This window comes from Lacticaseibacillus zeae DSM 20178 = KCTC 3804, from assembly GCF_000260435.1.
Lineage (GTDB): Bacteria > Bacillota > Bacilli > Lactobacillales > Lactobacillaceae > Lacticaseibacillus > Lacticaseibacillus zeae.
This window is the reverse complement of sequence record NZ_BACQ01000052.1, coordinates 41,629-67,886: the sequence shown is the minus strand read 5'-3', so window position 1 is coordinate 67,886 and position 26,258 is coordinate 41,629. Positions and strand designations below refer to the sequence as shown.

Sequence of the window (26,258 nt, the reverse complement as noted above, 5' to 3'; positions counted from 1 at the left end):
CGCTCACTGGGCCAGAAACCTCCACATAAGGACCTTGGTCGCAATGGCCTAAGCCCGGGCCATCACGCCCAAGGCCACTTATGTTCCGGTTTCTAACCGGCCCTGTTCGCGCTCTGTTGACTTACCTGTTAAAATATAGGTTATAGAACATCAGAGATAGTCAAAGACAAAGGGTGAAGTTTGTGCCGCAAAAAACCAGTGATACGCCAATGATGCAACAGTATAATGCGATTAAGGCGCAGTATCCGGATGCATTTTTATTTTATCGAATTGGCGATTTTTACGAATTGTTCAACGATGATGCCATCAAAGGCGCACAGTTGCTTGAGCTGACCTTGACGGCACGGAATAAGAGTGCGGATGATCCGATTCCGATGGCAGGGGTACCGCATCATGCGGTGCAGAGTTATGTTGATATTCTGATTGATCATGGGTATAAAGTCGCTATCTGTGAGCAAATGGAAGATCCTAAAAAAGCCGTGGGGATGGTCAAGCGCGCCGTGATCCAGCTGATCACCCCGGGGACCAATGTTGACATCAAAGCCGGCGCCGCAAAGACAAATAATTATATTACTGCCGTTTTGCCACACGCTGGCGGTTATGCCTTTGCTTATGGCGATGTTTCCACCGGCGAGCTGAAGGTGACCGATCTCAAAAGTAAATTTGCCTTGGAAAACGAATTGAGTGCCCTCGCGACCAAAGAAATCGTGGTGCCGGAAGACCTGACTGATGATGACGCAGCCATGTTGAAAAAAGGCGAGCGCTTGTTGTCGGTTCAGCCTGACAGTCAGCCAACGAGTGAAGGCAGTTATGTGTCGCAAGATCTGACCGATCCCGCCGAAGCCGCCGTTGTGCAAATGCTGATGGCTTATTTGTTGAACACGCAGAAACGGAGCTTGGCCCATATCCAAAGAGCCGTGGCCTACCAACCGTCAGCGTATCTGGAAATGGATCAGGATGCCCGCAGCAATCTTGATATTCTGCAAAACAGTCGTACTGGGCGCAAAGGCGATACGTTATTGTCTTTGCTGGACGCAACGAAAACCGCGATGGGCGGGCGTTTGCTGAAGCAATGGTTGGAACGACCACTGTTAGATATTGGCGCGATCAGCGTACGACAAAATCAGGTTCAGGACTTGCTGGATCACTTTTTTGAACGCAGCGAGCTTCAGGAGCGACTAACCAAAGTTTATGATCTGGAGCGGTTAGCCGGTCGCGTGGCTTTTGGCACGGTTAACGGACGCGACTTGATTCAATTGCAAACCTCACTTGATCAGGTGCCGGCGATTCAGGATGTCCTAAGCAAGCTTGATGATGGCAGTTTTAAGGCACTTCGCGGTAAAATCGATCCAGTCAGCGATGTTGCTGGGTTGATTCGCCGAGCGATTGAGCCGGAGCCGCCAATTTCGGTGACTGATGGCGGCTTGATTTTACGCGGTTACAATAAGAAGTTAGACGAGTATCGCGATGCCATGAAGAATTCCAAGCAGTGGATTGCGGAACTGGAAGCATCAGAACGCAAGGCCACCGGCATCCACAACTTGAAAATCCGGTATAACAAGGTGTTTGGCTACTTTATCGAGGTTACTAAGTCCAATTTGGACAAGGTACCGGAAGGCCGCTACGAACGCAAACAGACGCTGACAAATGCCGAGCGGTTCATCACGCCTGAGCTGAAAGAAAAAGAGACCTTGATTCTTGAAGCACAGGAAAGTTCAACCGCGCTGGAGTATGATCTTTTTCAGGATATTCGCGATCAGGTCAAAGCTCAGATTAAACGGCTCCAAGCGTTAGCCGCCCAGATTTCGGCATTGGATGTCTTGCAAAGTTTTGCGACAGTGGCTGAAAACAATCACTATGTCCGGCCGACGATGCATGCCGGCACCCACGACATTAATGTTAAAGGCGGCCGACATCCGGTTGTCGAACACGTTTTGGGGCAAGACAGCTATATTCCTAACGATGTTATCATGGACCAGGATACGGATATGCTGCTGATTACCGGCCCTAACATGTCCGGGAAAAGTACCTACATGCGGCAGTTGGCGTTAATTGTGATCATGGCGCAGGCCGGATCATTTGTTCCAGCTGATGCTGCGGATTTACCGATTTTTGATCAAATCTTCACCCGCATTGGCGCGGCGGACGACTTGGCGAATGGGGAAAGCACGTTTATGGTCGAAATGCTAGAGGCCAACGCGGCACTGAGTCATGCAACGGCTTCGAGTCTGATTCTCTTTGATGAAATCGGACGCGGAACGGCGACTTATGATGGCATGGCGCTGGCACAGGCGATTATCGAATATTTGCATGATCACGTGCATGCCAAGACGCTATTTTCCACCCATTATCATGAACTGACCAGTCTGTCGGATTCATTGGCGAAGCTCAAGAATGTCCATGTCGGTGCGGTCGAAGAGCATGGCAACCTGGTTTTCCTGCACAAAATGATGCCAGGGCCGGCAGATAAAAGCTATGGGATCCATGTGGCCAAGTTGGCCGGCCTACCGCCAGACTTATTGGATCGCGCCGATACGATTCTGCAACAGCTTGAAGCCGCGACACCGGAAAAAACCGTGCCGGCAGCTGCAAGCCAAGTGACGGATCAACAATTGTCGCTTTTCGAGGAACCTAAACCGCAACCGAAGAACAGTCCGATTTTGGCGAAACTAGCTAAGTTTGATTTGATGGATGCGACGCCAATGGACGCCATGAATTTGATTTTCGACCTTCAGAAACGTTTAAAGAAGAAGTGATTTTATGCCAAAAATTCATCAGCTATCCGCCACGTTAAGTAACCAGATTGCTGCCGGGGAAGTCATTGAACGCCCGGCCAGCGTGGTAAAAGAATTAGTGGAAAACAGCATCGATGCCCAGGCAACCCAGATTGACGTGAAGGTGTCAGCAGCTGGCTTGCAGAAAATTCAGGTCAGCGACAACGGGGTCGGGATTGATCCTGACGATGTTGCGACCGCCTTTTTGCGCCATGCGACGAGCAAAATTCTGACGACGCGGGATTTGTTTAATGTGCATTCGTTAGGGTTTCGCGGTGAAGCTTTGGCCAGTATTGCGGCGGTTGCCGATGTCACGTTAACGACGGCGACAGATTCTGGCATCGGCGCCAAGATTCACGTGAAGGGTGGTAAAGTCGAGGATCAAACTACGGCGGCGCATCGCCGGGGCACGGATGTTGAAGTGTCTGATCTGTTCTTCAATACACCAGCGCGCCTGAAGTACATGAAGTCACAGCAGACCGAGCTGGGGAAAATTGTCGATATCGTTAGTCGGCTGGCCTTGGCTAATCCCAGCATTGCTTTTACGGTGTCGCACGATGGCAATATGGTCGTCCGGACTGCGGGTCAAGGCGATCTGCGGCAAACGCTTGCGGGAATCTATGGCTTGCCGGTTGCGCGGTCGATGGTTGACTTTCAGGCGCAGGATCTTGATTTTCAAGTGAGTGGTTTAACCAGTTTGCCGGAAACCACGCGGGCCTCGCGCAATTACTTGAGCCTAGTCGTCAATGGTCGTTATATCAAAAATTTTCAGCTCACCAAAGCCGTGATTGCCGGCTACGGTTCCAAACTCATGGTCGGGCGGTATCCGATGGGTGTCATCACGATTCAGATGGATGCAGCCTTGGTTGATGTCAACGTGCATCCGACGAAAGCGGAAGTGCGTCTGAGCAAGGAAGATCAGCTCAGCCATCTGCTGAGTGAAGCGATTCGGAGTCGGTTAGCAAAAGAAAATCTCATTCCAGACGCGTTGGATAACCTGCCTAAACGTGAGCACTATGACCTGGATCAGCTGGAATTAACGCTGAATAAAATCAGCCCGAAAACAGCTGCACCAACGCCGCCGCAGGGAACTGAACTACGCGAAGAAACCCATGACCAGCCTGTAAATACGCCTCAAGCTGGATCAACGCCGTCTGCCGAGACAGCGCCGGACTTAACCATGGATGATTTGGATGATCGGCCAATCTTTAGCGAACCGCAACGGCTGGCTGCGTGGGATCAGCGTTATCAGCAGTTGGATGCCAATGTAGCACCAGCGCTGGTGGAAGACTTGCCAGCGCAAGATCTGAAGCGGAACGAACCAGCTGAGCGATTTCCGGATTTAACGTATTTGGCGCAGGTTCACGGCACTTACTTGCTAGCTGAGTCCAGCGACGGTCTGTATATTTTGGATCAGCATGCCGCGCAGGAGCGGGTCAACTACGAATTTTATCGTCAGGAAATCGGCAAAGTCAGCACCGATCAGCAACACTTGTTAGTGCCGATTGTCCTGGATTACTCCGCCGCCGATGCGATTGATATTCGGACGCACCGCGATGTTTTGGAATCGGTCGGCCTGTATCTGGAAGACTTCGGCCAAAATAGTTTTGTAGTTGAACATCACCCGACTTGGTTTAAAGCCGGCCAGGAAGAGGATACGATCAAGGAAATGGTGGATTGGGTGCTGCGCGACGGTAAAATAACGGTGGCGGCGTTTCGGGAAAAAACCGCCATCATGATGAGCTGTAAACGGGCCATCAAGGCTAATCATCATCTGGACGACAAGCAGGCGCGCGCACTGATTCAAAAGCTGCCGCAATGCGAGAATCCGTTTAATTGCCCGCATGGTCGGCCGGTTCTGGTGCACTTTTCCAATACGGATCTGGAGAAAATGTTCAAACGGATTCAAGATAGTCATGAAAGCGGGGAAATGCAGGCATGATCATATTGGCAAGTCACTCACCGCGGCGGCAGGAATTGCTCAAGCGAATTATTCCCAGTTTTGAGAGCCATCCGGCCGCGATTAATGAGCGGGCGCTGCCGGTTTTAGCGCCGCCGGAATATGTCCAGAGTCTCGCGAAGGCAAAAGGCGAATCGTTGGTGCCCAGCTATCCGGGTGCTACGATCATCGCGGCAGATACTATGGTGGCGTTTCAGGGCAAATTGCTGGGCAAGCCGCATAGCCGGCAAGAAGCCAAGCAGATGATCACCGCACTTGGCGGCCAAACCCATCAAGTGTATACCGGCTTATGGGTACGTTTGGATAATGGCACGGTGCGCCAACAAGTCGTAGGCACCGATGTTACGTTCTGGCCACTTGAGGAAGCAGAAGTCGAGTCCTATTTGCAGGAAGATGCTTATCAAGACAAGGCCGGTGCCTACGGGATTCAAGATGCCGGAGCCTTGCTGGTTAAGTCCATTCACGGCGACTTTTACAATGTGATGGGTCTACCGATCAGCACGTTGTATCGCATGTTGTTGGCTTAGCTTATAAAAAGAATTCTTTGCCGTGCCAAACTCCGCAATCTCCGGCCAGCTGGGGCTGGAACGGGGTGGGCACGACTTAGAGCCTCTGCAAAATCGGCAGAGTCTCTAAGCTCGGCCTTGTTGTAGGCGGGGCAAAAGTCGCCCCACCAACAACAATTGCACCCCTGAGCCCCATCTGGCCTACGATTGCTCCGCTTTGGCACTACAATTCTTAGGCTTGTATAAATTGTCAATTGTCTATCCGAAAACAAAAGACAAATGACGCTCCTCCCGTGTGTGGGTTATAGGGCGCCATTTGTCTTTTTTGAATGCTGTCACTAATGGATTATTCAATATCTCTAACTCTTAGGTGATTTAACAACCTGCCAGTTGCTTGGTAGGGTGAAGGTGTAGACCTTGCCGATGGTTTTGCCTTGTTCCCCGGAGCCGGCAAACATGATGGCGGCAAAGACGTTGCTGTATTTGAGTTTCTGCTCGGTGACAGCGACTTGCGGAATGGTGCCGTGTTTCAGTTTCGTCTTGATGGTGGCACTTGGCTTGACTGTGTGATCGATGGCGTCGCCGGAAATTCGGTAGCGGTAAGCAATATGTTTTTTAGCCGTACCGATGGGCTGGCTGATAATCTGCAATTGGTCATTCATGGGTGCCAGTGGTTGCAACTCGGTGGTTTCGTCAATCGTAAAACCAACATGGTAAAGATCATTCACACTCAACAAAGCAATCGGGCCTAAAACCAGCAAGCCACTGACAATGATGGCTAATGGCCGCTGGCGGCTGGGTTTCATTAACACGACAGCCCAGAAAAAGGCGATGGCACCGATGATCAACAATAAGATAATCATGAGGCGTCCCTCCGATCCATGGCGTCATTTTTCAAGAAGAAGCTCAGTATTAAGCCTAGCGCTGCCATGACCAACGAAACGGCAAAAGCCGCCCGATAGCCAGCCAAGGTAGCCTGATGTAGCGCGTTGGCGTAATCAATTGGATCAAGGGCCTTGCCGCTAGCTGCCGGCGTTGCGCCCTTGGTGACGACCGACAAAACTGAGACCAGGATCGCAGTCCCGATCGATGCCGCCACTTGCCGAATCGTGTTGTTCACGGCCGTTCCGTGGTTGATTAAATGCGTTGGTAAGGCGTTCATCCCGGCAGTCGTGACCGGCATGGTGACCATGGTGATCCCGAACATCCGCACGGTATAAACTGTCGTGATATAAATCAGCGGCGTGGTTTCAGTTAACGTCATCAACGGCAAGGTGCCGGCGACCAGCAGAAACAGGCCAGCGACAGCCAAACGTTTGGCGCCAATTCGATCGAAAATCCGGCCGGTGATCGGACTCATGATCCCCATCATAATTGCCCCCGGGAACAAAATCATCCCGGAATGAAAGGCACTTTCGCCACGAATTGTCTGAATATACATCGGCAGCACCATTTCAACCCCGACCATCGACATAAAGGCGACCGCGGTCAAAATGACACTTAATGTGAAGGTCTTGGATTTAAAGACTCGCAATTCCAGTAGCGGTGTTTTGAGATGCAGTTGCCGCCAGCAGAACAAGGCGACAAAGATAATGCCAATCGCGAGACTGATCAGAACCTGAGTGTCCGTCCAGCCGGCATCGCCGACTGTTGAGAAGCCATACAATAAGCCGCCAAACCCAAGCGTCGAAGCAATAATCGATGGTACGTCGATCTTGGGATGTGACGTCGGCAAAACTTTCCGCATGCTGTAAGTGGCCAATAACACAACCCCGGCAGCAATTGGCATGATGACGGCGAATAACGCACGCCAGGTATGATGCAGCAAAATCCAGCCGGAAAGTGTCGGCCCGATCGCCGGCGCCAAGCCAATGACGATGCCGGCTAAGCCCATGGCGCTGCCGCGTTTTTCCGGTGGGAAGATGGTGAACATCACGGTCTGGAAGGTGGGCATGGACATGCCGACACCAATTGCCTGGATGAGACGGCCGGCTAGCAGCATCTGAAAATCGCCGGCAAGCCAGCAAATCAGCGACCCTAAGAAGAAAATGGTCATGGCGGTCAAATAAAGGTGTTTGACGTTGAATTTGTCCAACAGCCACGCGGAAACCGGAATCATGATGCCCATAATTAACATGAAGCCGGTTGTCAGCCACTGAACCGCGCTGGCGCTAATATGAAAATCAGCCATCAGTGTCGGATAAGCCGTGGTGAGAATGGTTTGAGTTAAGAAGGTCGTAAACGTGCCGATCAATAGGGTGATGACAAGTAGCAAACGATTATATGGATGCCCATTAACATCAGTTGGTGTCAACAAAATCGTGTCCTTTCTAAAAACGTTATAATCCAGTCTAGCACGTCAACAGCAGGTTTGGGTGAATGGCCTTCACAAAATCTTTAAAAAGGTATCAAAAAAACATCGTTGCGACTTGTTAGCCTAAAAGTAAGTTAATGAATACGGAAGGGGCGTTTCAAAACGTGAAAGTCCAATCGACGCATCAACGCATTGAATGGATTGATGTTGCCAAAGGCCTCGGAATCATTGCAGTTGTGTTGGGGCATTTCTATCCGCGCAATACAACGTTTTATGAAAGCTTATATTGGTGGCATATGCCATTGTTCTTTATGATTGGCGGTTTCTTCGTCAAGCCGACAACGTTGCCGACTTTAAGAGATTATCTGAGGCGCCGGTTCTGGCCAATGTTCAAGCAGTATTTTGGATACGGCGTGGGGCTGATTTTGCTGAATTTTGTGGTTGAGCAACGCACGCCTGCATTTACCCTGGATTATTTGCGGCGACTGGTTTATGGCGGAACCGAACTGAATGGTTATTTATCGGTCTTTTGGTTTATGACAGTTTATGCCTTCAGTAGTTTACTGTTTAGTCTATTACGTGGCTATATGCCAAAAGTCTGGCAAGAGGCGGTTTTAATGGCCGGACTTTTCTGGTTAGGGTTCAGTTATCCTAACGCTGAGGCAGCTTTAGGATTTCCGATTCCAGGCAACCTTGATTTAGTACTGGTTGCTTTGCCGTATATGTTTGTCGGCTGGTGGTTATTCCATTATGCCCGGCAAGTTGTCACCAAGCCGTGGTTTATGGTGGTCGCTGTCGGCCTTTTCGCAGTGCTGTTTACTGCGCAGTCGCGTGGCCAAATCGACTTTTTGCTTTATATGAAATCCCATCACTTAACTGATCCACTTCTGGCGGGATGGGCGCCAGTCATCATCTGCGGCGGTTTATTTGCTGGAGCCAAAATAGTGTCAGGAACTTTTGCAGGAAACTGGTTAGATCGCATTGGCCGTAGTACACTACCTATAATGTATGGTCATAAAGCGGTCGGCTATGTTTTGGAGAAGTTCGGTGATCCTAATATACTTGTTCTGGTGATTGCCGGTGTCACGATTCCTCTTTTCCTTGCTTATGCGGGCCGCTGCGTTCGGGAACGTTGGCAAGGTGGGGGATTATATGCGTTTAATTAAACGGTTATTGCTGGTCGTGGTGATTTTACTCGTTGGGCTGGCGCCAGGCACGCAATTGGTGGAAGCGGACACGACACCGACCATTTTCGTTCATGGTTATCGGGGTACGGCTTTTTCAACCAATCAGCTGATTGAAGGCGCCGAAGCTGCGGGGGTAGCTAAACGCAGTATGGTGATTACGGTAAGTCCAACGGGTCAGTTAGATGTTCGTGGTACGTTACACACCACTGCTGCGCCGATTATTCAAGTGATTTTTCAAAACAACACTGCTGGCGAGGAAGTAGATAGTCAGTGGCTGGCTAAAATTTTTACGATGCTGCATGAGCGCTATGGCGTGGTGAAGTTAAACGCCGTGGGTCATAGTATGGGTGCCTATGCCGTCATTGCGGCGGCGATGGCGCAAACACCGATTGAATTGGAAAAAGTCGTTGCGATTGCCGGCCCGTACGACGGCTTGCTCGGCTGGAATGACCAGCCACATCAGTTACAGCTTGCAGCAGATGGGCGGCCGAACCTGATTCGGCCTGAGTATGCGCGGTTATTGAAGAACCGCACGCATTTCCGCGCTAAGTCGGTGTTGAATATTTACGGCAATGTTCAAGACGGTACGGATACCGATACTGTTGTGAGCGTCAACTCTGCCTTGAGCTTAGGCTATCTGCTTCGTGGCCTCACCAAGTATCAGACACTTGAAGTCACTGGCCCCCATGCTCAACACAGCCAGCTCCATGAACACAATGTGACGGTCGACCGCGCGATGTTGCAGTTTATCTGGGGAAAATAGGGTTGGCCGTGAAGTGTGAGTTTGGAAAATGGTTTTGCGGCGATTTATCAGAGCTACAAAATGTTGCTGAGTCATAATTCATAGTTACAATAAAAAGGTGACCATACTCTGCAATAATGGTTGAGTATGGTCACCTTTTGTTTCCATGGGTGATTCAGTTGGGTTATTTATGATATGAGTGCCAAAGCGGAGCAATCGTAGGCCAGATGGGGCTCAGCTGTGAAAATCATTGTTGGCGGTTTACCGCCTACAATGAGGCCGAGCTTCGAGACCGCGTACTTTGCGGGCTCGAAGTCGTGCCCTCCGCTCTAGCTTCGCGTCGCCACCCCATCTGGCCGGAGATTGTGGAGTTTGGCACGGCAAAAAACATTTTCAGCCGCAAGACTTTAACGCTGCCAACTATTCCTGCTTCTTATCTTTTGCCTCTTTAACTTCCTCAGCAACGGTTTGCTTGACCGGCTTTGGATCCTGGGTGACGTCAAACCAGTTGGCGAAGCCGCGGGAGAAATCAGCGACGGTGAAGTTGAAGTGATCGATTTTGACTTTGTCATGCAACTTCAGATCGGGATGCGTTTCCATGATAAAGCCGGCAATGGTGATGATCTCGGAATCCGTGAACGCTTTGATATTAGTGTGGAAGAAACGTTCAAAGTCCCAGAGTGTCGTCTTGCCGCTGACCCGAAATACTTTGGGATCGTCGGTTTTCCGAATGTACTCGTCGGAGACATCGTCGATTTCATCTTTAACCGTACCAAACAGCTCTTCATAAATATCTTTATCAGTGACGATGCCGCTAGTGCCACCGTATTCATCGACGACCACAACAATTGGCGTTTGTTTCTTGATCATTTGCGTCAAAATATTGTGAATCGGGGTAACTTCAGGCACATTGATAATCGAACGCAGCAGCTTGGAGACTTTCACGGATGGATCGACTTGCCCTTGCTTGACGAGATCATAGATGTAGACATACCCCAGAATCTTATCTTTGTCACCGTTTGCCACAACCGGGAACCGGCTATAGCCTTGAGTTAGATAGTCGCGCAAGGCTTCCTTAACGGTGGTATTAATATCGATCACAAACAGGCTGGTACGGTCAACCATGATGTCTTTGGCCGTTTTGTCATTGAGCTCAAATGCCCGCTGCATATAAATGACATCATTTTGTTCCATGTCGCCGGAAGTAACAGCATTCTTACTAAGGTTCAGAATTTCGGCTTGGGAGAAGGCCTCGTTACCTTCATCGGCTGGCTTCATGCCCATCATTTTGACAATGCCGGTGGCGCTGACGTTCAGCAACCAGACAAATGGGAAAAACAAGATATGGAAGTAATGTAGCGGCGTCACAACCAGCATTAACGTTTTAATTGGATAATCAATAGAAATGTTTTTCGGAACAATTTCGGTGAGCACCACTTCCAAGTAGGTTAAAATAATAACCCCCAAAATAGCGCCGACCGCATGCAGGCTGCCATTTGGCAAACTTAAGTGGGTCAGGCCAAACAGATCAACCAGCAAGAATTCAACGGTGGTTTCCCCGATCCACCCTAAAATGATGCCGGCCAGTGAAACACCAACCTGGGTCGTTGACAGATACTCATTTAAGTTGTGAACCATGCGCAAGGCGCGCTCAATTTTCGCTTTGCGCCCAGTGCCTTTGTCGATCATTTCCTCCAAGGCACTTGGACGACTTTGAACCAGTGCAAATTCACAGGCAACAAAAAACGCTGCGAAGAAAAAGGTGACAAGCATCACCAATAAATTGGGGACGATTTGGCCACTTTCCATGTATTCCATTCCTCATTTCATGTAGCTTTACAAACTTAATTTTAACATTGAATGAGCCAAATGAACGATAATTCATCGATTGCTTCTATATTATGCGTTATGCTGGTATCAACGAGTATGCGATTCGAGGGGAGACGCCGAAATGGAACAAGTCAAAATGTATTGGGAAACAATGAAGGTTTTTAAAGTCGAGCCGGAAATGCCCAAAACCCAGCTGATTAGCAAACCGCTGCCACGGACACCGGCAACAGGGACGGAAATGCCGCAGATTGCGATTCGCAACGTGGATGTTTTTCAACTAATGAGTGAGTTGACTGGCAAAGTCGGCGTGATGAACTTTGCCAGTCCGGTTCATCCAGGCGGTGGTGTGGCGTTTGGCGCGCGGGCGCAGGAAGAAGCGATTGCGAAGGGAACATTTTTGGTGCCGGCGCTGGAACAGCACATGGCGGATTATTATGATCAGAACTGCAAACAGCCTAATCGCGGCCTGTTTAGCTCAAAACTTATTTATGCAGAACATGTGCGACAGGTTTTTGACGATCAGGGACGCCGTTTGCCAAAGAAATATGTCGATATCGTCACTGTCGCGGCACCTGATCGCCGCGTTGATCCGCAGCTGGATGACGCGACGGCTATGAATGACATTGCGTTTAAGGTTTTACAGACGCTGCGGGCGTTTAAGGCGCATGAAGTTGATCAGTTAATTCTGGGCGCATTCGGTACCGGCGTTTTTGGTAACCCAATCAAGCCAGTTGCCCGCGTTTTTCGGAAGGCGTTGTTGTTACCGGAGTTTGCCGGCGCATTCAAGCGCGTTTATTTTGCAATTTACGACCCGCAGATGAGGTCGATTAAGTCGTTTGCTGCTGCCTTAAAAGGTGAAGACGAATAAGGGAAGAAAGGAATTATCCGATGAAACTCACAGTCATGCAACACGCGGATGCTGAAGGCCTAGGGGTCATTCAAAACTGGGTCGATAAGCATTCAATCGAAACTGTCACTTACCGGCCTGATCAAGGTGATCCGATTGCGCAATTGAATCCGGCAGACATTGATGGCTTGATTGTGCTTGGTGGCCCCATGAGCGTCAATGACGATCTCGCTTGGCTAGCAGCCGAACGGATTTTGATTCGCAGTTTGAACAAACTGAATCGACCGGTTCTTGGCATATGCTGGGGGGCTCAGCAGATCACCAAGGCTTTTGGTGCCAACGTCTACCCGATGGAAAAACCGGAAGAAGGAATCGGCACGGTCAGGACCAGTGATGGGACGCTGCTTAACGTTTTCCATTGGCATGGGGAAGCGATGAGCCGATTGCCGGGCAGTCAAGTGTTATACGAAAATGACCAGGCACTTCAAGGGTTTAAATATCACGATCGGATCGTCGGGTTGCAGTTTCATCTGGAAGTGACGCCGACCATGATTACAGCGATGGGGACCGCTGCCGGTAAACCGCAAGGCCCGGTTAATGAAGCCATTTTGGCACCCGGACACAAGGTTCTTAATGGGATACTTGAGCAACTTTTTGGCTAAAAATGCGTAAAAACAACTTTTTATTGACGATTGACGCGAAAAATCAAGGTTATTCGCAAAGATTTTTTGAAGTTACGCTGAAAGAAAAACCGCGCTACAGCAGGGGTTTGCGGTTTTTAATGTTAAGGATGTAACCTAATGTAATCTTTTGTCATAGAACTTAACGTAACCGCAACACCGCGAATACATGTTCGTAATACTCACTGACTATACTAAGCCACAGTTAGTTAAGTCACCACATGAAATCAGGAGGAACTACGAACATGAAAAAGCTCTTAAGTACAGTATTATTCTCAGCCGTTGCATTATCCGCCGTTGCTTTGTCCAAACCTAGTCACGTTAGCGCAGCAACGAAAGATACTGATTCGACAACCGTCAGTGCACCAGCTAGTGATAAAACCGAAGCCAATGTTACCTATAATGGCGGCGCAACAACCGTTTGGACCTCACCGACAGTGGGACAACAAGCAAAACGTTACGTTACAACTGGCGAGCATCTTCAATTTGTTAATAGTAAAAAAGTTTATTCGGAAATTTGGTATGAAACTGCCGATCATGGCTGGGTTCCAGAACGCTACTTGAGCATCAATACCTTGCAGCAACTGGCACCGTTAACCCAGAAGGCTGACGCAAGCGCCGCACCGACGCAGACAACGTCACCAGCTGAACAGGCCGCTCAGTCAACTTCTAACAATGCTCAGGCGTCATCAAGTGCTGCTGCTCAAGATGCTGCAGCATCAAGTGCGGCCGCATCAAGTGCAGCTCAGGCAGCTGCCCAGCAACAGGCACAACAACAGGCTCAGCAAGCTGCTGCCGCTTCGCAAGCCGCTGCTCAGCAACAAGCTCAGCAATCGGCCGCTGCCCAACAGCAAGCACAACAAGCAGCTGCTGCTTCGCAAGCTGCGCTCCAGCAACAACAAGCTGCTGCATCTAAGGCTGCCGCTCAACAACAGCAGGCACAACAACCTGCCAGCCAGGCAACCGTTCAGACAACGCAGACAGCGGTTCAGACAGCTCAACCTCAACAGGCAACCCAACAACAAGCAACTAGCAACCAAGGCACCTTCAAGATCAGTTTCTATGATCCGTCTGTTTTAGGTAGCAACATGGGCTACAACGGTGTTGCCGCTAACTTAAGCGTCTTCCCTAAAGGCACCAAGTTACGCATCACCATGTCAAATGGTCAGGTCTTAGAACGGACCGTCAATGACACAGGTTCATTTGCAGCAGGCAACCCACGTCAGCTTGACGTTGCAATGCCAAATGATCAGATTCCTTCAGCAGGGGTTCTCTCTGCAACGGTTGAAGTGATTGGCTAAAGCGATTTGCCATTAACTTGATTCAAAAATAAACGCACTCGCAGTTTCCCGATACAGGGAAGCAACGAGTGCGTTTTTTTTGCAGAGCGTGAACTGGCGCGGTTAGAAGCTGGAGTGTAAGCGGCCTTGGGCGTGATGGCCCGGGTTTAGGCCATCGCGACCAAGGTCCTTATACGCAGACTTCTGCGCCGGAGAACGCGTTTAAGCCAGAGCGTGAACTGGCGCGGTTAGAAGCTGGAGTGTAAGCGGCCTTGGCGTGATAGCCTGGGCTTAGGCCATTGCGACCAAGGTCCTTATACGCAGACTTCTGCGCCGGAGAACGCATTTATGGTCGTTCATGGACTATCTGGGTCCCTGTCACGCTTTTGCGAAGAGTCACCGCACACGGGAACTCAGTAGCAAATAAAGTTGCGCAGCCTGAGTCAGCCGTTTATCGGTGACCTGAAACCAGCGATTAATCACCAGCTGGGAACTAATCAGTTCATCAACGGCAAGCTGGTCGCCAGTTGGCTGTTTAGGCGGCGCCACCGCTGCAATGAGCTGCCCTTTAGCGCTAAGTAATTGACTAAGTACATGGGTGATAGTGCGCAACTCGGCAGGGGATTGGTTAAATGCGCCGACAATCAGATCGTAAGGGCCGGTCAGCAGTTTTAACCAATGATCAGGCATGATGCGATAGCGCAGCCGATCGGAACTGGCCACTGCACGGGCACTTTGGATGGCAGCGGTATCGGTATCAATGCCCAGTACGGCCGCCGCACCATGGTTCAAGGCATAGCGGCAAAACCAGCCGTCACCACAATGAATCACAAGCACACGCAGATCCGTTACTGGCGGCATTTTCTTGACAAGTGCCTGCCACACTGGTTGATCGTCACCTGATTCGAATGGCATGTTGGGATTATCTTGCATATTAGGATAGGGCGTGTCCATAGGTTCACAACCTTTCACATTCATTATAGAGGAAAATGACCCAAGATGTCGGTTGATCTTGCAGGTTTGTCGGCGATGAGTTAACAGCTTAACGAGGCCTGATTTAACACAGCGGGGAGCTTGTCTAAGGAAACACTGAAAAAAGTTCGGAAAAGTTAAACAAAAGTATTGCATTCTGCTAAGAAACATGAGAATATAATAGACATGTTAATTGCCCAGTAGTTCAGTGGTAGAATGCTTGACTGTTAATCAAAGGGTCGCTGGTTCGAATCCAGCCTGGGCAGGACTGAGCTGTGAACGATATAAAGTTCACAGCTATTTTTTTGCAGATTTTCATAAAGATTTATCACTGCTGATTGTGTTCAGACTGGGTCCGGATTTAATGAAATGGGTTCTATTTTTTGAAGCTGACTAAGACTGGCATTCGCTCGAAAGAAAATATGATAACTATTGTTGCCTTGGAGTTCAGACAAAGGTTTATCATAAAGGTGTTGTTGAAGAACAGCGTCTGAATATTGATATTTCTTACAATTTTTAAGTTATTGATGATGAGTTCAAGTATGCCTAGTGAAACATCCAAATCGGAATGCATGACATTTTTCTGTATATCATTTGGGAATCGCAGGTTATTTGACAGTAGAAAAGGACTGAACTTATCTGGTACGTCCACAACATCAGTCAACATTACAGTCGTTGACAGAAACTGAAAGTTCGGTTCCACCGGTTTACCAAAAAATAAGGAGCAAGCTTTTATGGAAACAGTTAAATTAAACAACGGTGTCGATATGCCGATCCTCGGCTTTGGCGTCTTTCAGGTTACAGATCTCAATGTTGCTGAACAGGCAGTTTTGGATGCGATTGAATCAGGTTATCGGTTGATCGACACTGCCCAAGCATACGGTAACGAAGAAGCAGTTGGCCGAGCGATCAAACGTAGTGGTGTTGATCGTCAGGATCTTTTTATTACAACCAAGCTTTGGTTGACTGATACGGGATACGCGGCAACCAAGAAGGCGTTTCAAGCCTCGCTCGATCGACTGCAGCTGGATTATCTTGACTTGTATTTAATCCATCAACCTTGGGGAGACGTTCACGGATCGTGGCGCGCCATGGAGGAGTTGTATAAAGAAGGCAAAATTCGAGCAATTGGTGTGTCTAATTTTGAGCCGGATCAATTGACTGATATTGCAATTTTCAACGATGTGACGCCTGCGCTGAATCAAATTGAGGTTAATCCTTGGGATCAGCAACTTGAACCTGTCAAATTTATGCAAAACAACGACATCCAACCAGAGGCATGGGCACCCTTTGCGGAGGGGAAGCACGATATCTTCAAAAATCCGACATTAGCGGCAATTGGCGCCAAATACAACAAGTCAGTTGGGCAAGTCATTTTACGATGGCTGACTCAACGTGGTATTGTGGCAATCCCTAAATCCGTTCATAAAAATCGGATGATCGAGAACTTTAACATTTTCGATTTTAAATTGAACGATGATGATATGGGGAAAATTGCCGGCTTAGACATGAAGGAAAGTCAGTTCTTCGATCACCGTGACCCTGAGGCGCAAATGAAGATTGTTGGTAGGCGCATTAAATAAGACGAGGTGAGCTTGTTATGACGATTGATGAGGTTAGTAAGAAGTTTGACCTGACGAAAGACACGTTGCGTTATTGGGAGCGTATCGGGTTATTGCCCGATATTGCGCGTAACGCAAGTGGGTATCGTGAGTATGATGAACATGCGCTGAATTGGGTTTATTACATCATGATTCTTCGTAAAGCAGGGATGTCGATTGAGGCGCTTTCTGAATTTGTTAAACTTTTACGTGAAGGCGACCAGACGATTGCTGCTAGAAAGTCTTTGTTCATCGAACAGCGCGATCATTTAATGGCGCAGCGTGACAATATTAACAAGACACTTCGGTACCTAGACTACAAGATCGATCACTTTGAAGATCACATGCTTAGCTATGAAAACGAGAAATTGGCTTATGAAGGCAAATTGGCCGATGAAAAGTAGCACGGATTATTTTAGCTAAAAAACAGCTTTTCTTGAAAAAGAACACAAAAAAGACATGCTCTGAACGAATTTTGATGCTGCATGCCGTTACGGTATGGTATTCTAAGTAAAATATAGAACGGGAATGGTGACTTCATGCAAACAAAAATTCTAACACGTATGGGGCTATTATTGGCAGTCTTAATCGGATTGGCATTTGCGCCACCGATGACAGTTGGTTTTCTAGGTGTGCCGATTGTTTTGCAGAACATGGGCGTCATGTTGGTGGCCATGTTGTTACCGACACGGTCGGCAACGATCACAATTGGCATGTTGCTGGCTCTGGCCGCGCTTGGCTTACCCGTATTAACTGGTGGTCGCGGCGGTATCGCCGTCTTCATGGGGCCGACTGCCGGCTTCATGTATGGCTGGTTGCTAACACCGCTGGCCTATGCCGGCATTACCCATTACCTTAAGCAAGATTCTTGGGTGACCAAAGCCCTTGGGATGACGTTGGGCGGCGTGCTGCTGACGGAATTGTTGGGCGCCGCGTGGTTGGCTGCGACGACGAATATGACATTTGTTCCGGCGCTTTTGAGTGTTTTGATCTATATTCCAGGTGATCTGCTTAAAATGGCGCTCAGCGTTTTGGTGGTTCAACAATTAACGGCTGTGATGCCTGCGTTGAATTCAAAGTAAGCTAGTACAAAAAAGTACCTTGATTACCACCGTGTCAATGCATGGTGGGGAATCAGGGTACTTTTTTCGAACGGAGCTATGTTTTTGCAGGCTTTTAATCAACGAACAACAGTTCAAAAGCATGATCTTTTGTATTAATATTAACCGAAACGTGGCGATTGAGGTCACTCACGAGATTTCGGGCAAACGCCATTTTGGATTCAAAATCCTTCAACTTGGCCGTAAAAGGCACCGAATTGAAATCAAAGTTTTCGCCGATAAACGCGGCATCCGTGACATATTTAAGATTATTTTGATCGTGACGGCTGCCGGGTTTTAGAACAGCATCTAAATAACGGTACAATTCTGATGGCGAATAGTGTAACGGTTTAACCAGATCGGTTGTAATGTTGAAGTCTGGCGCATCATCGGCCATCTCTTCGTTGACCTGCACCTGTGTCAGTCCTTGATATAATTTCAATGTGGGCACCTCTCATTCTTATACTTTATTATAACATGCTCAGCGTTGGACGATTCGATCAATTGCTTTTTGAAACTCGGTGCGAGCTTCTTCGGTGGTTTCCTTAGCCTGGGCATTTTTCAAAAATGTCGTGAGTTCAGCTGTGGGAGCAGCGGCCAGTTCGCTAATAGCCCACGCGGCCGTTGCCCTGATCATGGGGCGGGGGTCGTTTTCAATGACCTCAAGTAGGTGCGGAACAGCACTGCGATCATGAAGGTTAACTAATGCAATGATGGCGTTACGCTGCAGCGGCTTTTTCCCGCGCCATGCCCCGGCCAGTTTACCGAAGCGGGTCTTAAAGCCTTTATTGCTTAGCGTTAGCATGGGAATTAATTCCGGCATCACGGTGTCGGGATCAGGTTCCATTTCGGGATGTATATGAAAATCTTTGCCTTTATTAAACGGACAGACCTGTTGGCAGATATCACAGCCGTACAAGACATTGCGAATCATCGGCCGAAATTCCGGATCCATGTAACCCTTTGTTTGAGTTTGGTAAGACAGGCACCGCTGACCGTTCATCCGCCCATCGCCTAGCAGTGCCTTGGGCGGACAAAAGTCAATACAGCGGGTACACGTCCCACATTGACAAGCCATCGGTTCATCCGGTGCGAATTTAATATTCGTGATGATTTCGCCTAAATAGACATAGGAACCAAATTCAGGCGTGATTAGCAGGCCATTTTTGCCGATAAAACCAAGCCCGGCGCGCTGGGCGACGGCGACATCGATTAATTCTCCAGTGTCGACCATGGATTTGAAGCGGATGGCTGTATCCGTCGCAGCCGTGTCTTTGATAAATTGCATTAATGCGTCCATCTTGCGATCCAAAACGGTGTGATAATCAATGCCCCAACTAGCCCGCGCAAAGCGACCGCGTTTAGGACCGGTGCGAGGTGGACGGTCATGAATTTTGGATGGATAAGCCAGCGCAATGGCAATGATACTCTGCGGCTGGTCAAAGATCTTGTCAGGATATAACCGTTCATCCAGATTTTGGTGTTCGAATCCGGTTGTATGGCCAGCGGCTTTTTGAGCCAGCAAACTGGGTTTTAATGCAGCAAAATCATCGGCTGTGGTAAAGCCGATTTTATCGATCCCCAAATCCTTCGCGTGGCTTTTGATCGTTTCCTTAAGATCCATGCCGCCAACCTCCTAACATTGATGATGTCATTATTTTAGCGAAACGGTGGCGGGAAAGCAAAATTGCAGAACGCTCCGACGCCTCTTAACGCGGTTACTGGCGCAGGAGCCTGTGTGTAAAGACTTCGGGCGTGATGGACAAAGACCATTCTTTGCCATTCGTACAATTGAGGGCCTAGTGAGGTTTTGCTTCCGATTTCTATAACGCGCTTGCAGTCGCAGAAATCTACGGGTATGGACCTTGAAATCCAAATGGCCTTGAAGCCCAGCCATTTGGGCTTCAAGGCCACTTACACTCCGATTTCTAAACGTTCCTGTTCGCGCTCACAAAAAAACGTTATCCAGCCATTGCCAGACAACGTTTTTCGTTAAAAGAACAGGAGGCGGAACATCGCTTTTTCACGACGCTGCTAACATATCGGAAAAATGTGAACAGATTGTGACGAATTTATCGCTAATTACTGAAGATAGAGTTCCCGGAGGTCGCGCTTTTCCGCCGGCGTGAGTTGCAGAGCGTCTTGCAGATAATTTTTCATGCCGCCGTACTCTTCGTCGATGGTCGCCAGTGCACTGTCGAGAAAGGCACCCGAAACGGTACCGAGGTCACGAATGTTAGCGAGCAACGCATCCGTTGCGCCGCGTTTGCGTGCCGCAGCAAGATTCTTTTCGACCATCGGCTGAATCAGGTCGTTGGTTGCCAAATAATCTTGCCGAATCGTATGACCATCGACCCCCAAAGCCGATAGCAGATAAACGGCGCCCATACCGGTACGGTCTTTACCTGCTGTGCAGTGGAACAGCACAGCGCCGTTTTCGCTGTCGTTACTTAACAGAATATCGAAAAATTGACGATAGGCTTTTTGGGCGGACGGCATTTTGACAATATCGGCGTAAGTTTTGACCATATTCTCGAAACCAGCGTGCGGATCGCGGGAGAAACTCTTTTGCAGGGCATCAGCCTGTTCGCTGCTTTTGGTTTCGTCGGTTGGGAAGACAGGGACGAAGTGGTATTCAGCGACGTTCGGATAGCGATCGGGCTCGGCCGCTTGTTCCTCGGGCGAGCGAAAGTCCACATCGGAAATCAGTCCATAATCGGCCAAATAATCCAAATCCTCATCAGATAATTCACTTAGTTTTGCCGAGCGGATAATTTTGTGAGATTTAATCACCTGGCCGGATTTGGTCCGATACCCGCCAAGCTCGCGAAAATTTAAGCCGTGTTTAATATTAAGAACATAAGGTGCCAAATTTAATTCCTCCATCGTGAAAACGTTTGACCCTAGTATACGCGACATTGATGGTGACCGGCAACGGGCTGAAGCGTTTTCATAATGACTAGATAAAAAGAGCCGCCCGCAGACGACTCCTAGTGTAACGCAAAGCAACTATTCTTCCGGTTGAGAAATAATTAAACCGGTAATGAAGGCTGCCACAAGGGACTTGGTTCCAGAACTAAGCGGGGAACCATTGTAGGTCAAAACGGAATTATTACCGATCAGATCTTCAATCCGAATGGTCGAACCCTCTGCAGCTGCTTTTTCCTGCTCTTTTTGTTTCGCGTACTTGTCAGGATATGCAACGCCTAACAAATCAAGCGGATCGACATCATAGTATTCAGCAAGCTTTCGAATACTGCGTTCGCTTGGAATTGTCTGATCGTTCTCCCACTTGGTAAAGCTTGCAGGGGACGTGTGCGTTGCCTTGGCAACTTCAACAATTGATTCGCCACGACTCTTACGGATTTGCCGCAAGACACTGCCAACACCATTTGTAATCATAAATTTCACCACGCTTCTTTTTTTCTTGTGTGACGCCGAATTCTTAAAAATTAAGAATACAAGCTTACTCACTATAATATAGCATCATTACGTATTAAATCAATCATTGAACCGCAAAATCAAAATATATTTAAATAAATTTTGATTGACGGTTCTTTGACCTGCCACGTTGACGCCTCAAGGTTGGTACTGATGTATATTTTACCATGGTATGGTGATCGATTACCATGTTAAGACCAAATTTATTTCTTGTATTCGTTTCCTCACCGTTCTATGCTTAAGTTAATAAGAAAGTTAGGATGTGAGCGGAATGGACCAAGAATATGATCGCTTACTTGTACCCGTAGATGGGTCAAAGGAAGCCGAGTTAGCTTTCAGTAAGGCTGTTAAAGTTGCGATGGCCAACCAAGCCCACTTGGATGTTTTGAATGTGCTTGACACCAAGCAGTTTATCGGCAGCTATGGCGGTATGATATCCGGTGATGCGGTTTATCAGCTGACGCAAGATGCGCAGGAATACTTAGAGAATTTGAAAGAAGAAGCTAAAAGTACAGGACTGACCGATATTGACATCCACATTCGTTTTGGCAATCCCAAGACGGTTATCGCCACTGACTTTCCACATGACCACCACAACGATCTGATCGTCATTGGCGCCACTGGGCTGAACGCAGTCGAGCGGGTGCTGGTCGGTTCGGTAACCGAATACGTGAACCGCACCGCGCCATGCGATGTGCTCATCGTTAAAACTAAATAAGCTTTTGGTAAGGTAGGCATCGGCGACGTTGAATCGCTGATGGTTACCTTTTTTTGGTGAGCGTGAACCAGCCCGGTTAGAAACTGGAGTGTAAGTGGCCTTGGGCGTGATGGCGTTCTTTGCCATTGCGACCGAGGTCCTTACACGCAGGTTTCTGGGCTGGCGAACGCGTTATGCCAATCATAAAGTTGAAAGCGTTACAAACAAATCCAATAACTTGAGAGTGACTGCTGGCATTCTGACAGATCGCGGCGTAATGTATCTATAACCAATTAGCAAAGATTTGGAGGTCATTTGGAAATGGCAGATACAAGCGATCGAACTGCAGAGGCTAAAACGGAAGCAGCATTGCGTCGCTATCAGGAACGCAAACGCTATACGGATTGGGTTGCCAAAATGTCACCGGAATTACGCGCTTATCATGATCATGAATGGGGCGTGCCGGTTCACGATGATCAAAAACTATTTGAGTTGTTATCGTTGGAAATTTTTCAGGCAGGTTTAAACTGGGAACTCGTGTTACGCAAGCGGGCTGCCTTCAAGGATGCTTTCCATCATTTTGATATTAAACAAGTGGCAGCGATGGATGAACCAGATGTGGATGCTTTGTTAAAACGTGCCGACATCATTCGCAACCGCATGAAAATTGAAGCGACGATTACCAACGCGCGCACTATTTTAAAAATTCAGGCCGAGTATGGCAGCTTAAATGATTATTTGTGGGCCTTTGTTGACGGCAAGCCATTGGTTAACCGCCCCAAATCACTAGCGGAGATACCGACTAAAAGCGCACTGTCGGTGAAGATTGCCAAAGATATGAAAAAACACGGCTTTGCCTTCGTCGGCCCGGTAATCGTGTATAATTATTTGCAAGGCACAGGATTAATTGACGATCATGTTGTTATGGAAGACTGATCCAATCAGCGCAAGAAGGGGCAAGGGCGTTGAAACGCATCCGCTTGTGGGGGATTTTTCTAGCCATCATGGGGTCAAGTTTTTGGGGTATTTCCGGCCCGGTAAGCGAGTCCCTGTTTGATAAAGGCATCAAGGTGTCTTGGTTAATTAGCTCGAAAATGCTGATTGCCGGTGTTGTGTTGATGGCGGTGGCCTTTTGGAAAGATCGGTCGGCCATCATGGCACCGTGGCGCAATCGGCGTGATGCGTTGCAGCTGATTATTTTTGTGTTATTTGGCATGATCGGCATGCAGTATATTTATTTTAAGGCCGTTGCCGTGGCGAATGCCGCAACCGCGACGATTTTACAGTATCTTTCACCGGTCGTGGTCTTGGTTTTTCTTGCACTTCGATTGCGGGAAAAACCGCGTCGGATTGATTTACTGACGATTGGCATGGCTATGCTGGGGACAGCACTAGTTGTGACTAAGGGCCGGCTGACACATTTGGCGATTTCCCCTTCGGCTTTCTTTTGGGGCATCATGGCCGCCTTGGCTGCAGCCGCGTATACGTTATTGCCGGCAGGACTTTTAAAACGGCACTCACCAATTGTGGTGACAGCCTGGGCGCAATTGTTAGGCGGATTCCTGGTTGATGCGTTTGATCCCTTTTGGAAACAAATACCGCATCTTGATGCCGCTGGCTGGGCCGGTTACTGGTTTATTGTGATTTTCGGAACGATTATCGCTTATTCGGTGTACCTTGCCAGCCTACAGTTTATTTCGCCAACAGCAGCAACCTTACTGGATGCGTTCGAGCCGTTGGGCGCAACACTTGTATCGGTAGCCTTCCTGCATATGCATCTAGGGTTTGCCGAAGTGCTGGGCGGGGTGCTGATTATTTTGACAGTTGCCATGATGGCAATTGTGACACCACGTGGACCTAAGCTGGAAAAACGACCCGATGAATGAACCATTTTTGATTTGAGAGTCAGTTGGTGATCAACAGCGGCTAAAACGTAAACGACCCTAGAGACTTGTTTTGCCTCTAGGGTCGTTTGATCTGAAGGCGATTGGACGAATCGATATCGCCAGTCGACAACTTTAACTTGCGTGTTTGACCAGGAGATTCGGCAGTGCCTGTTGGTGTTGGTTACGCCGTAATGCCAGGATATAGCCATTTTTTATGCGTAGTCGGTACGTGACAAATAATTGCAGTCGGATAGGGCGGCCTAAATAATCAATGATCGGATACGGTTTTTGATTGCTTAGCATCGTGCTCATCTCCCGACTCCATTATATAACTTGAAATGTCACAGGTTTATGACAATCACCTACATTAGATGGCGCGTCCATGCTATACTGGCGTATGAATCAGCAATGAAGATGGAGGCACAGTATGGATCAGTTTAGTATTAGTAATTTAGCAGACTGGCTTGAAGCGCATAACGATGAGCTGATGGCCAAAACCACCCAACTGGATCCCACGAAGGTATATGCCATTGTGGATTATTTGAAAGTGCTCAAAAAGCCGGCTGAGAAATACCTGCACATGAAACAGACCGACTATTACACAACTGAGTCAGATCACAAATTGAATCTACCAGACGATCAGGCACCCCTGACGGCTACTCACGATCGCATTATGGTCAATCACGTTGATGGCTCCATTAAAGATGATCAACTGAATTTTACATATAACCACGAACCGGTTTTCGATGGTGGTTATGCACCTCAACGCGATCTCAACATCGTGAAGTATGGGCTGGAGGTCATCGGAGCAGTCGCAACCAGTGGCCACATTGAGACGGTCAGCAAGGCCTTATCCCCAGACGCCGTTCTCACACTTGTGCTGGCAGCCACCGCATTCGCTAACCACCAGTCTTAAGACTACGCAGGCGTTGCCAGCCAGTCATGGTCGGTTAACTCATGATATTTTTTCGAAACCGGAACCCAGAGATGGGCTCTTAAAATAGCGCTGATGCTTTGCCAAAATGCAGGGTCGTCGCGCTGTTTTTTATTCGTTGTAATCGTAATGGGAACGCCGGTTTCAGTGATGGCGTTAATGTTAGGGTAAACAATTTGCTGCAACTGGGTTGCAATAAAGTCAGTTTGGTTAATCAACATAAGAATCATCCTTTCATTTGTTGATAAAACCAGCATAACCAGACCATGTGGTAATATCACGAATCAACCGGGATGAATCTGGGGAAAATTGATGATGAAGTTGTGGCTTTTCCCTTAAGTAATGGTTAAGGGCTTTAAGGAACAGACTGGCGGAGTTTGCGGTCTTAACCCAAATGCCTATCAACCTAAAGATAAGCCGCATAATCATGATGCAGCCGGTTGCGCAATGTTTGCTTGGCCGGTTCGGGAATGAACGCGGCGTTAATGGCGTTTAAATTGAAGGCCAAGAAGTCTGCAGCGGTGGTTTTAAAGTAGGTTTGATACAGTTCGTACTCGTGGGTCAGAGTCGTATTGGAAACAGTGCGGTTGTCGGTGTTGATGGTGATAGCAGCACCGGCAGCTTTGAGTGCTTGATACGGGAACTCATCTAGTGACCGGGCCGCTTTGGTTTGCAGGTTGCTGGTCAGGCACAGTTCGATCGTGGTATGGGTCTGGACGATCTTTTGAATGAGGTCTGGTTGATCGAAGCAGGCAGTGGCGTGACCGATTCGCGGAATGCCGAGGAAGATAGCTTCGGCAATATTTTGCGGACAGTGGCATTCGCCGGCGTGAAAAGTTAATGGAACGCCGAGCGCTTGCGCAGTTTTGATCGCCGGAGCGCACACGCTGGTGGGAAAATCAGCCTCGTTGCCGGCAAAATCGCCGCCGACCAACCCGTTACCTAGCAGCGCAGCATTGGCACGAAACATGGCTTGATTATCAGCATTGGGCAACTGGCGCATGCCGCAGACAAGCGCTTTAGCAACAATGTCGAACTTGGTCATGGCCTGGTGCAGACCTTCGATGACAGCCTCGGTTGCTTCACTTAAAGACAAGCCGCCGCTGATTGAGAACGCTGGGGCAAATCTGATTTCGATATACCGAACATTTTCTTCCGCCGCCTGGGCGACAACATCGAAAGCCGCCAATTGTAAAGCTTTTTTGGTCTGGAGCAGTGGGGCAACAAAGTCAAAAGTTTTGAGATAATCAGCCAGATTTTCAGAATCGGCCGGCGCCTGAACGACTTGGCGCAAGGCGTCACCGGAGGCCGGCAAAGGGCGATTGATCATTTTGGCGAGTTGGCGAATGCATCTTAGCGATAATGAGCCGTCAAGATGGCAGTGCAGTTCCGTTTTACCTAAAGCATGTAGCGTGTCGAAGTCCATCGGTTTCTCCTTTGTTAAAGCCTAGAATGACTTGAGTTTAACATAGGCAGCAGCTAACGCGTTACAATAGTTATAGGAACC

General features: G+C 48.6%; 26 protein-coding genes and 1 tRNA gene. 16 read left to right on the top strand and 11 right to left on the bottom strand.

Annotation, left to right across the window (positions count from 1 at the left end):
• Positions 1 to 182 precede the first annotated feature (182 nt).
• Genes mutS through GSO_RS10625 form a run of 3 tightly spaced genes read left to right on the top strand, consistent with a single transcriptional unit; the run spans position 183 to position 5,261 of the window.
• Positions 183 to 2,756, top strand: coding sequence for a DNA mismatch repair protein MutS (gene mutS / locus GSO_RS10635; RefSeq protein ID WP_010491949.1), 2,574 nt, complete (start codon positions 183 to 185; stop codon positions 2,754 to 2,756).
• Positions 2,757 to 2,760: 4 nt separating this feature from the next.
• A complete protein-coding gene (gene mutL / locus GSO_RS10630; protein ID WP_010491947.1) occupies positions 2,761 to 4,716 on the top strand; it encodes a DNA mismatch repair endonuclease MutL in 1,956 nt (651 codons plus the stop codon).
• A complete protein-coding gene (locus GSO_RS10625; protein WP_010491945.1) occupies positions 4,713 to 5,261 on the top strand; it encodes a Maf family protein in 549 nt (182 codons plus the stop codon). The genes mutL and GSO_RS10625 overlap by 4 nt, the downstream gene beginning before the upstream one ends.
• A 338-nt stretch (positions 5,262 to 5,599) precedes the next feature.
• Here the strand turns inward: GSO_RS10625 and GSO_RS10620 are convergent, their stop codons facing one another.
• Positions 5,600 to 6,103, bottom strand: coding sequence for a DUF4811 domain-containing protein (locus tag GSO_RS10620; RefSeq protein ID WP_010491943.1), 504 nt, complete (start codon positions 6,101 to 6,103; stop codon positions 5,600 to 5,602).
• Positions 6,100 to 7,557, bottom strand: a complete 1,458-nt coding sequence (locus GSO_RS10615) for an MDR family MFS transporter (RefSeq protein WP_010491940.1) — start codon at positions 7,555 to 7,557, stop codon at positions 6,100 to 6,102. Before GSO_RS10615 ends, GSO_RS10620 begins: the two co-directional genes overlap by 4 nt.
• Before the next feature lie 161 nt (positions 7,558 to 7,718).
• On the opposite strand from GSO_RS10615, the gene GSO_RS10610 reads away from it, so the two are divergent.
• The gene (locus GSO_RS10610) at positions 7,719 to 8,720 is read left to right on the top strand and encodes an acyltransferase family protein (RefSeq protein ID WP_029345583.1); all 1,002 of its coding nucleotides are present in this window, start codon (positions 7,719 to 7,721) and stop codon (positions 8,718 to 8,720) included.
• Positions 8,707 to 9,504, top strand: coding sequence for an alpha/beta hydrolase (locus GSO_RS10605; RefSeq protein ID WP_010491937.1), 798 nt, complete (start codon positions 8,707 to 8,709; stop codon positions 9,502 to 9,504). The genes GSO_RS10610 and GSO_RS10605 overlap by 14 nt, the downstream gene beginning before the upstream one ends.
• A gap of 399 nt (positions 9,505 to 9,903) precedes the next feature.
• Here GSO_RS10605 and GSO_RS10600 read toward each other — a convergent pair whose 3' ends face one another.
• A complete protein-coding gene (locus tag GSO_RS10600; protein WP_010491934.1) occupies positions 9,904 to 11,292 on the bottom strand; it encodes a hemolysin family protein in 1,389 nt (462 codons plus the stop codon).
• Positions 11,293 to 11,434: 142 nt separating this feature from the next.
• Between GSO_RS10600 and GSO_RS10595 the strand changes: the two genes are divergently transcribed.
• The 3 genes from GSO_RS10595 to GSO_RS10585 all read left to right on the top strand — a co-directional run bounded on the left by GSO_RS10595 (position 11,435) and on the right by GSO_RS10585 (position 14,141).
• Positions 11,435 to 12,181, top strand: a complete 747-nt coding sequence (locus GSO_RS10595; protein WP_010491932.1) for a TIGR02452 family protein — start codon at positions 11,435 to 11,437, stop codon at positions 12,179 to 12,181.
• A 20-nt stretch (positions 12,182 to 12,201) separates the two neighbouring features.
• Positions 12,202 to 12,822, top strand: coding sequence for a type 1 glutamine amidotransferase (locus tag GSO_RS10590; protein WP_010491930.1), 621 nt, complete (start codon positions 12,202 to 12,204; stop codon positions 12,820 to 12,822).
• Between the two features lie 263 nt (positions 12,823 to 13,085).
• Entirely contained in the window at positions 13,086 to 14,141 is a 1,056-nt protein-coding gene (locus GSO_RS10585; RefSeq protein ID WP_010491928.1) for an RlpA-like double-psi beta-barrel domain-containing protein, read from the top strand.
• 375 nt (positions 14,142 to 14,516) lie between these two features.
• Here the strand turns inward: GSO_RS10585 and GSO_RS10580 are convergent, their stop codons facing one another.
• Entirely contained in the window at positions 14,517 to 15,074 is a 558-nt protein-coding gene (locus tag GSO_RS10580; RefSeq protein WP_010491926.1) for a class I SAM-dependent methyltransferase, read from the bottom strand.
• Between the two features lie 212 nt (positions 15,075 to 15,286).
• On the opposite strand from GSO_RS10580, the gene GSO_RS10575 reads away from it, so the two are divergent.
• The 4 genes from GSO_RS10575 (at position 15,287) to GSO_RS10555 (ending at position 17,775) form a co-directional block, all read left to right on the top strand.
• Positions 15,287 to 15,358 (top strand) — tRNA-Asn (locus GSO_RS10575).
• A 468-nt stretch (positions 15,359 to 15,826) separates the two neighbouring features.
• Positions 15,827 to 16,675 carry an aldo/keto reductase gene (locus GSO_RS10565; RefSeq protein WP_010491922.1) on the top strand — a complete coding sequence of 283 codons (849 nt, stop codon included), beginning with the start codon at positions 15,827 to 15,829 and terminating at the stop codon, positions 16,673 to 16,675.
• A gap of 17 nt (positions 16,676 to 16,692) precedes the next feature.
• Positions 16,693 to 17,097, top strand: a complete 405-nt coding sequence (locus tag GSO_RS10560) for a MerR family transcriptional regulator (RefSeq protein ID WP_010491921.1) — start codon at positions 16,693 to 16,695, stop codon at positions 17,095 to 17,097.
• Positions 17,098 to 17,232: 135 nt separating this feature from the next.
• Positions 17,233 to 17,775 carry a biotin transporter BioY gene (locus GSO_RS10555; protein ID WP_010491919.1) on the top strand — a complete coding sequence of 181 codons (543 nt, stop codon included), beginning with the start codon at positions 17,233 to 17,235 and terminating at the stop codon, positions 17,773 to 17,775.
• A gap of 94 nt (positions 17,776 to 17,869) precedes the next feature.
• On the opposite strand, the gene GSO_RS10550 is transcribed toward GSO_RS10555, so the two are convergent.
• From GSO_RS10550 to GSO_RS10535, 4 genes are all read right to left on the bottom strand, one after another.
• Complete coding sequence (locus GSO_RS10550) at positions 17,870 to 18,235, bottom strand: hypothetical protein (protein WP_010491917.1); 366 nt, start codon at positions 18,233 to 18,235, stop codon at positions 17,870 to 17,872.
• Positions 18,236 to 18,274: 39 nt separating this feature from the next.
• On the bottom strand, positions 18,275 to 19,417 hold the full coding sequence (queG, locus tag GSO_RS10545) for a tRNA epoxyqueuosine(34) reductase QueG (RefSeq protein WP_010491915.1): 1,143 nt from the start codon (positions 19,415 to 19,417) through the stop codon (positions 18,275 to 18,277).
• Positions 19,418 to 19,875: 458 nt separating this feature from the next.
• A complete protein-coding gene (locus tag GSO_RS10540) occupies positions 19,876 to 20,664 on the bottom strand; it encodes a tyrosine-protein phosphatase (protein WP_010491913.1) in 789 nt (262 codons plus the stop codon).
• A gap of 138 nt (positions 20,665 to 20,802) precedes the next feature.
• A complete protein-coding gene (locus GSO_RS10535) occupies positions 20,803 to 21,195 on the bottom strand; it encodes a helix-turn-helix domain-containing protein (protein WP_010491911.1) in 393 nt (130 codons plus the stop codon).
• Positions 21,196 to 21,505: 310 nt separating this feature from the next.
• On the opposite strand from GSO_RS10535, the gene GSO_RS10530 reads away from it, so the two are divergent.
• From GSO_RS10530 to GSO_RS10515, 3 genes are all read left to right on the top strand, one after another.
• Positions 21,506 to 21,952 (top strand): universal stress protein, encoded by a 447-nt coding sequence (locus tag GSO_RS10530; protein WP_010491909.1) that lies wholly within the window; start codon positions 21,506 to 21,508, stop codon positions 21,950 to 21,952.
• Positions 21,953 to 22,252: 300 nt separating this feature from the next.
• The gene (locus tag GSO_RS10520; RefSeq protein WP_010491907.1) at positions 22,253 to 22,867 is read left to right on the top strand and encodes a DNA-3-methyladenine glycosylase I; all 615 of its coding nucleotides are present in this window, start codon (positions 22,253 to 22,255) and stop codon (positions 22,865 to 22,867) included.
• A gap of 29 nt (positions 22,868 to 22,896) precedes the next feature.
• Positions 22,897 to 23,817, top strand: coding sequence for a DMT family transporter (locus tag GSO_RS10515; protein ID WP_010491905.1), 921 nt, complete (start codon positions 22,897 to 22,899; stop codon positions 23,815 to 23,817).
• 132 nt (positions 23,818 to 23,949) lie between these two features.
• Here the strand turns inward: GSO_RS10515 and GSO_RS15925 are convergent, their stop codons facing one another.
• A complete protein-coding gene (locus GSO_RS15925) occupies positions 23,950 to 24,129 on the bottom strand; it encodes a hypothetical protein (RefSeq protein WP_032958531.1) in 180 nt (59 codons plus the stop codon).
• A gap of 115 nt (positions 24,130 to 24,244) precedes the next feature.
• On the opposite strand from GSO_RS15925, the gene GSO_RS10505 reads away from it, so the two are divergent.
• A complete protein-coding gene (locus GSO_RS10505) occupies positions 24,245 to 24,733 on the top strand; it encodes a hypothetical protein (protein ID WP_010491900.1) in 489 nt (162 codons plus the stop codon).
• Positions 24,734 to 24,735: 2 nt separating this feature from the next.
• Here GSO_RS10505 and GSO_RS10500 read toward each other — a convergent pair whose 3' ends face one another.
• Both GSO_RS10500 and add read right to left on the bottom strand, forming a co-directional pair.
• Positions 24,736 to 24,972 (bottom strand): hypothetical protein, encoded by a 237-nt coding sequence (locus GSO_RS10500; protein ID WP_010491898.1) that lies wholly within the window; start codon positions 24,970 to 24,972, stop codon positions 24,736 to 24,738.
• A gap of 185 nt (positions 24,973 to 25,157) precedes the next feature.
• Entirely contained in the window at positions 25,158 to 26,177 is a 1,020-nt protein-coding gene (gene add / locus GSO_RS10495) for an adenosine deaminase (protein ID WP_010491896.1), read from the bottom strand.
• Positions 26,178 to 26,258 lie beyond the last annotated feature (81 nt).

Bases quoted from the DNA above. Each gene is read 5' to 3' on its own strand.
- GSO_RS15925 (WP_032958531.1), bottom strand. From the start codon at position 24,129: ATGAGCACGATGCTAAGCAATCAAAAACCGTATCCGATCATTGATTAT.
- GSO_RS10505 (WP_010491900.1), top strand. From the start codon at position 24,245: ATGGATCAGTTTAGTATTAGTAATTTAGCAGACTGGCTTGAAGCGCAT.
- GSO_RS10555 (WP_010491919.1), top strand. From the start codon at position 17,233: ATGCAAACAAAAATTCTAACACGTATGGGGCTATTATTGGCAGTCTTA.
- mutL (WP_010491947.1), top strand. From the start codon at position 2,761: ATGCCAAAAATTCATCAGCTATCCGCCACGTTAAGTAACCAGATTGCT.
- GSO_RS10585 (WP_010491928.1), top strand. From the start codon at position 13,086: ATGAAAAAGCTCTTAAGTACAGTATTATTCTCAGCCGTTGCATTATCC.
- GSO_RS10600 (WP_010491934.1), bottom strand. From the start codon at position 11,292: ATGGAAAGTGGCCAAATCGTCCCCAATTTATTGGTGATGCTTGTCACC.
- GSO_RS10625 (WP_010491945.1), top strand. From the start codon at position 4,713: ATGATCATATTGGCAAGTCACTCACCGCGGCGGCAGGAATTGCTCAAG.
- GSO_RS10605 (WP_010491937.1), top strand. From the start codon at position 8,707: ATGCGTTTAATTAAACGGTTATTGCTGGTCGTGGTGATTTTACTCGTT.
- GSO_RS10595 (WP_010491932.1), top strand. From the start codon at position 11,435: ATGGAACAAGTCAAAATGTATTGGGAAACAATGAAGGTTTTTAAAGTC.
- GSO_RS10535 (WP_010491911.1), bottom strand. From the start codon at position 21,195: ATGATTACAAATGGTGTTGGCAGTGTCTTGCGGCAAATCCGTAAGAGT.
- GSO_RS10520 (WP_010491907.1), top strand. From the start codon at position 22,253: ATGGCAGATACAAGCGATCGAACTGCAGAGGCTAAAACGGAAGCAGCA.
- GSO_RS10620 (WP_010491943.1), bottom strand. From the start codon at position 6,103: ATGATTATCTTATTGTTGATCATCGGTGCCATCGCCTTTTTCTGGGCT.
- queG (WP_010491915.1), bottom strand. From the start codon at position 19,417: ATGGATCTTAAGGAAACGATCAAAAGCCACGCGAAGGATTTGGGGATC.
- add (WP_010491896.1), bottom strand. From the start codon at position 26,177: ATGGACTTCGACACGCTACATGCTTTAGGTAAAACGGAACTGCACTGC.
- GSO_RS10580 (WP_010491926.1), bottom strand. From the start codon at position 15,074: ATGGACACGCCCTATCCTAATATGCAAGATAATCCCAACATGCCATTC.
- GSO_RS10590 (WP_010491930.1), top strand. From the start codon at position 12,202: ATGAAACTCACAGTCATGCAACACGCGGATGCTGAAGGCCTAGGGGTC.
- GSO_RS10500 (WP_010491898.1), bottom strand. From the start codon at position 24,972: ATGTTGATTAACCAAACTGACTTTATTGCAACCCAGTTGCAGCAAATT.
- GSO_RS10565 (WP_010491922.1), top strand. From the start codon at position 15,827: ATGGAAACAGTTAAATTAAACAACGGTGTCGATATGCCGATCCTCGGC.
- GSO_RS10530 (WP_010491909.1), top strand. From the start codon at position 21,506: ATGGACCAAGAATATGATCGCTTACTTGTACCCGTAGATGGGTCAAAG.
- GSO_RS10560 (WP_010491921.1), top strand. From the start codon at position 16,693: ATGACGATTGATGAGGTTAGTAAGAAGTTTGACCTGACGAAAGACACG.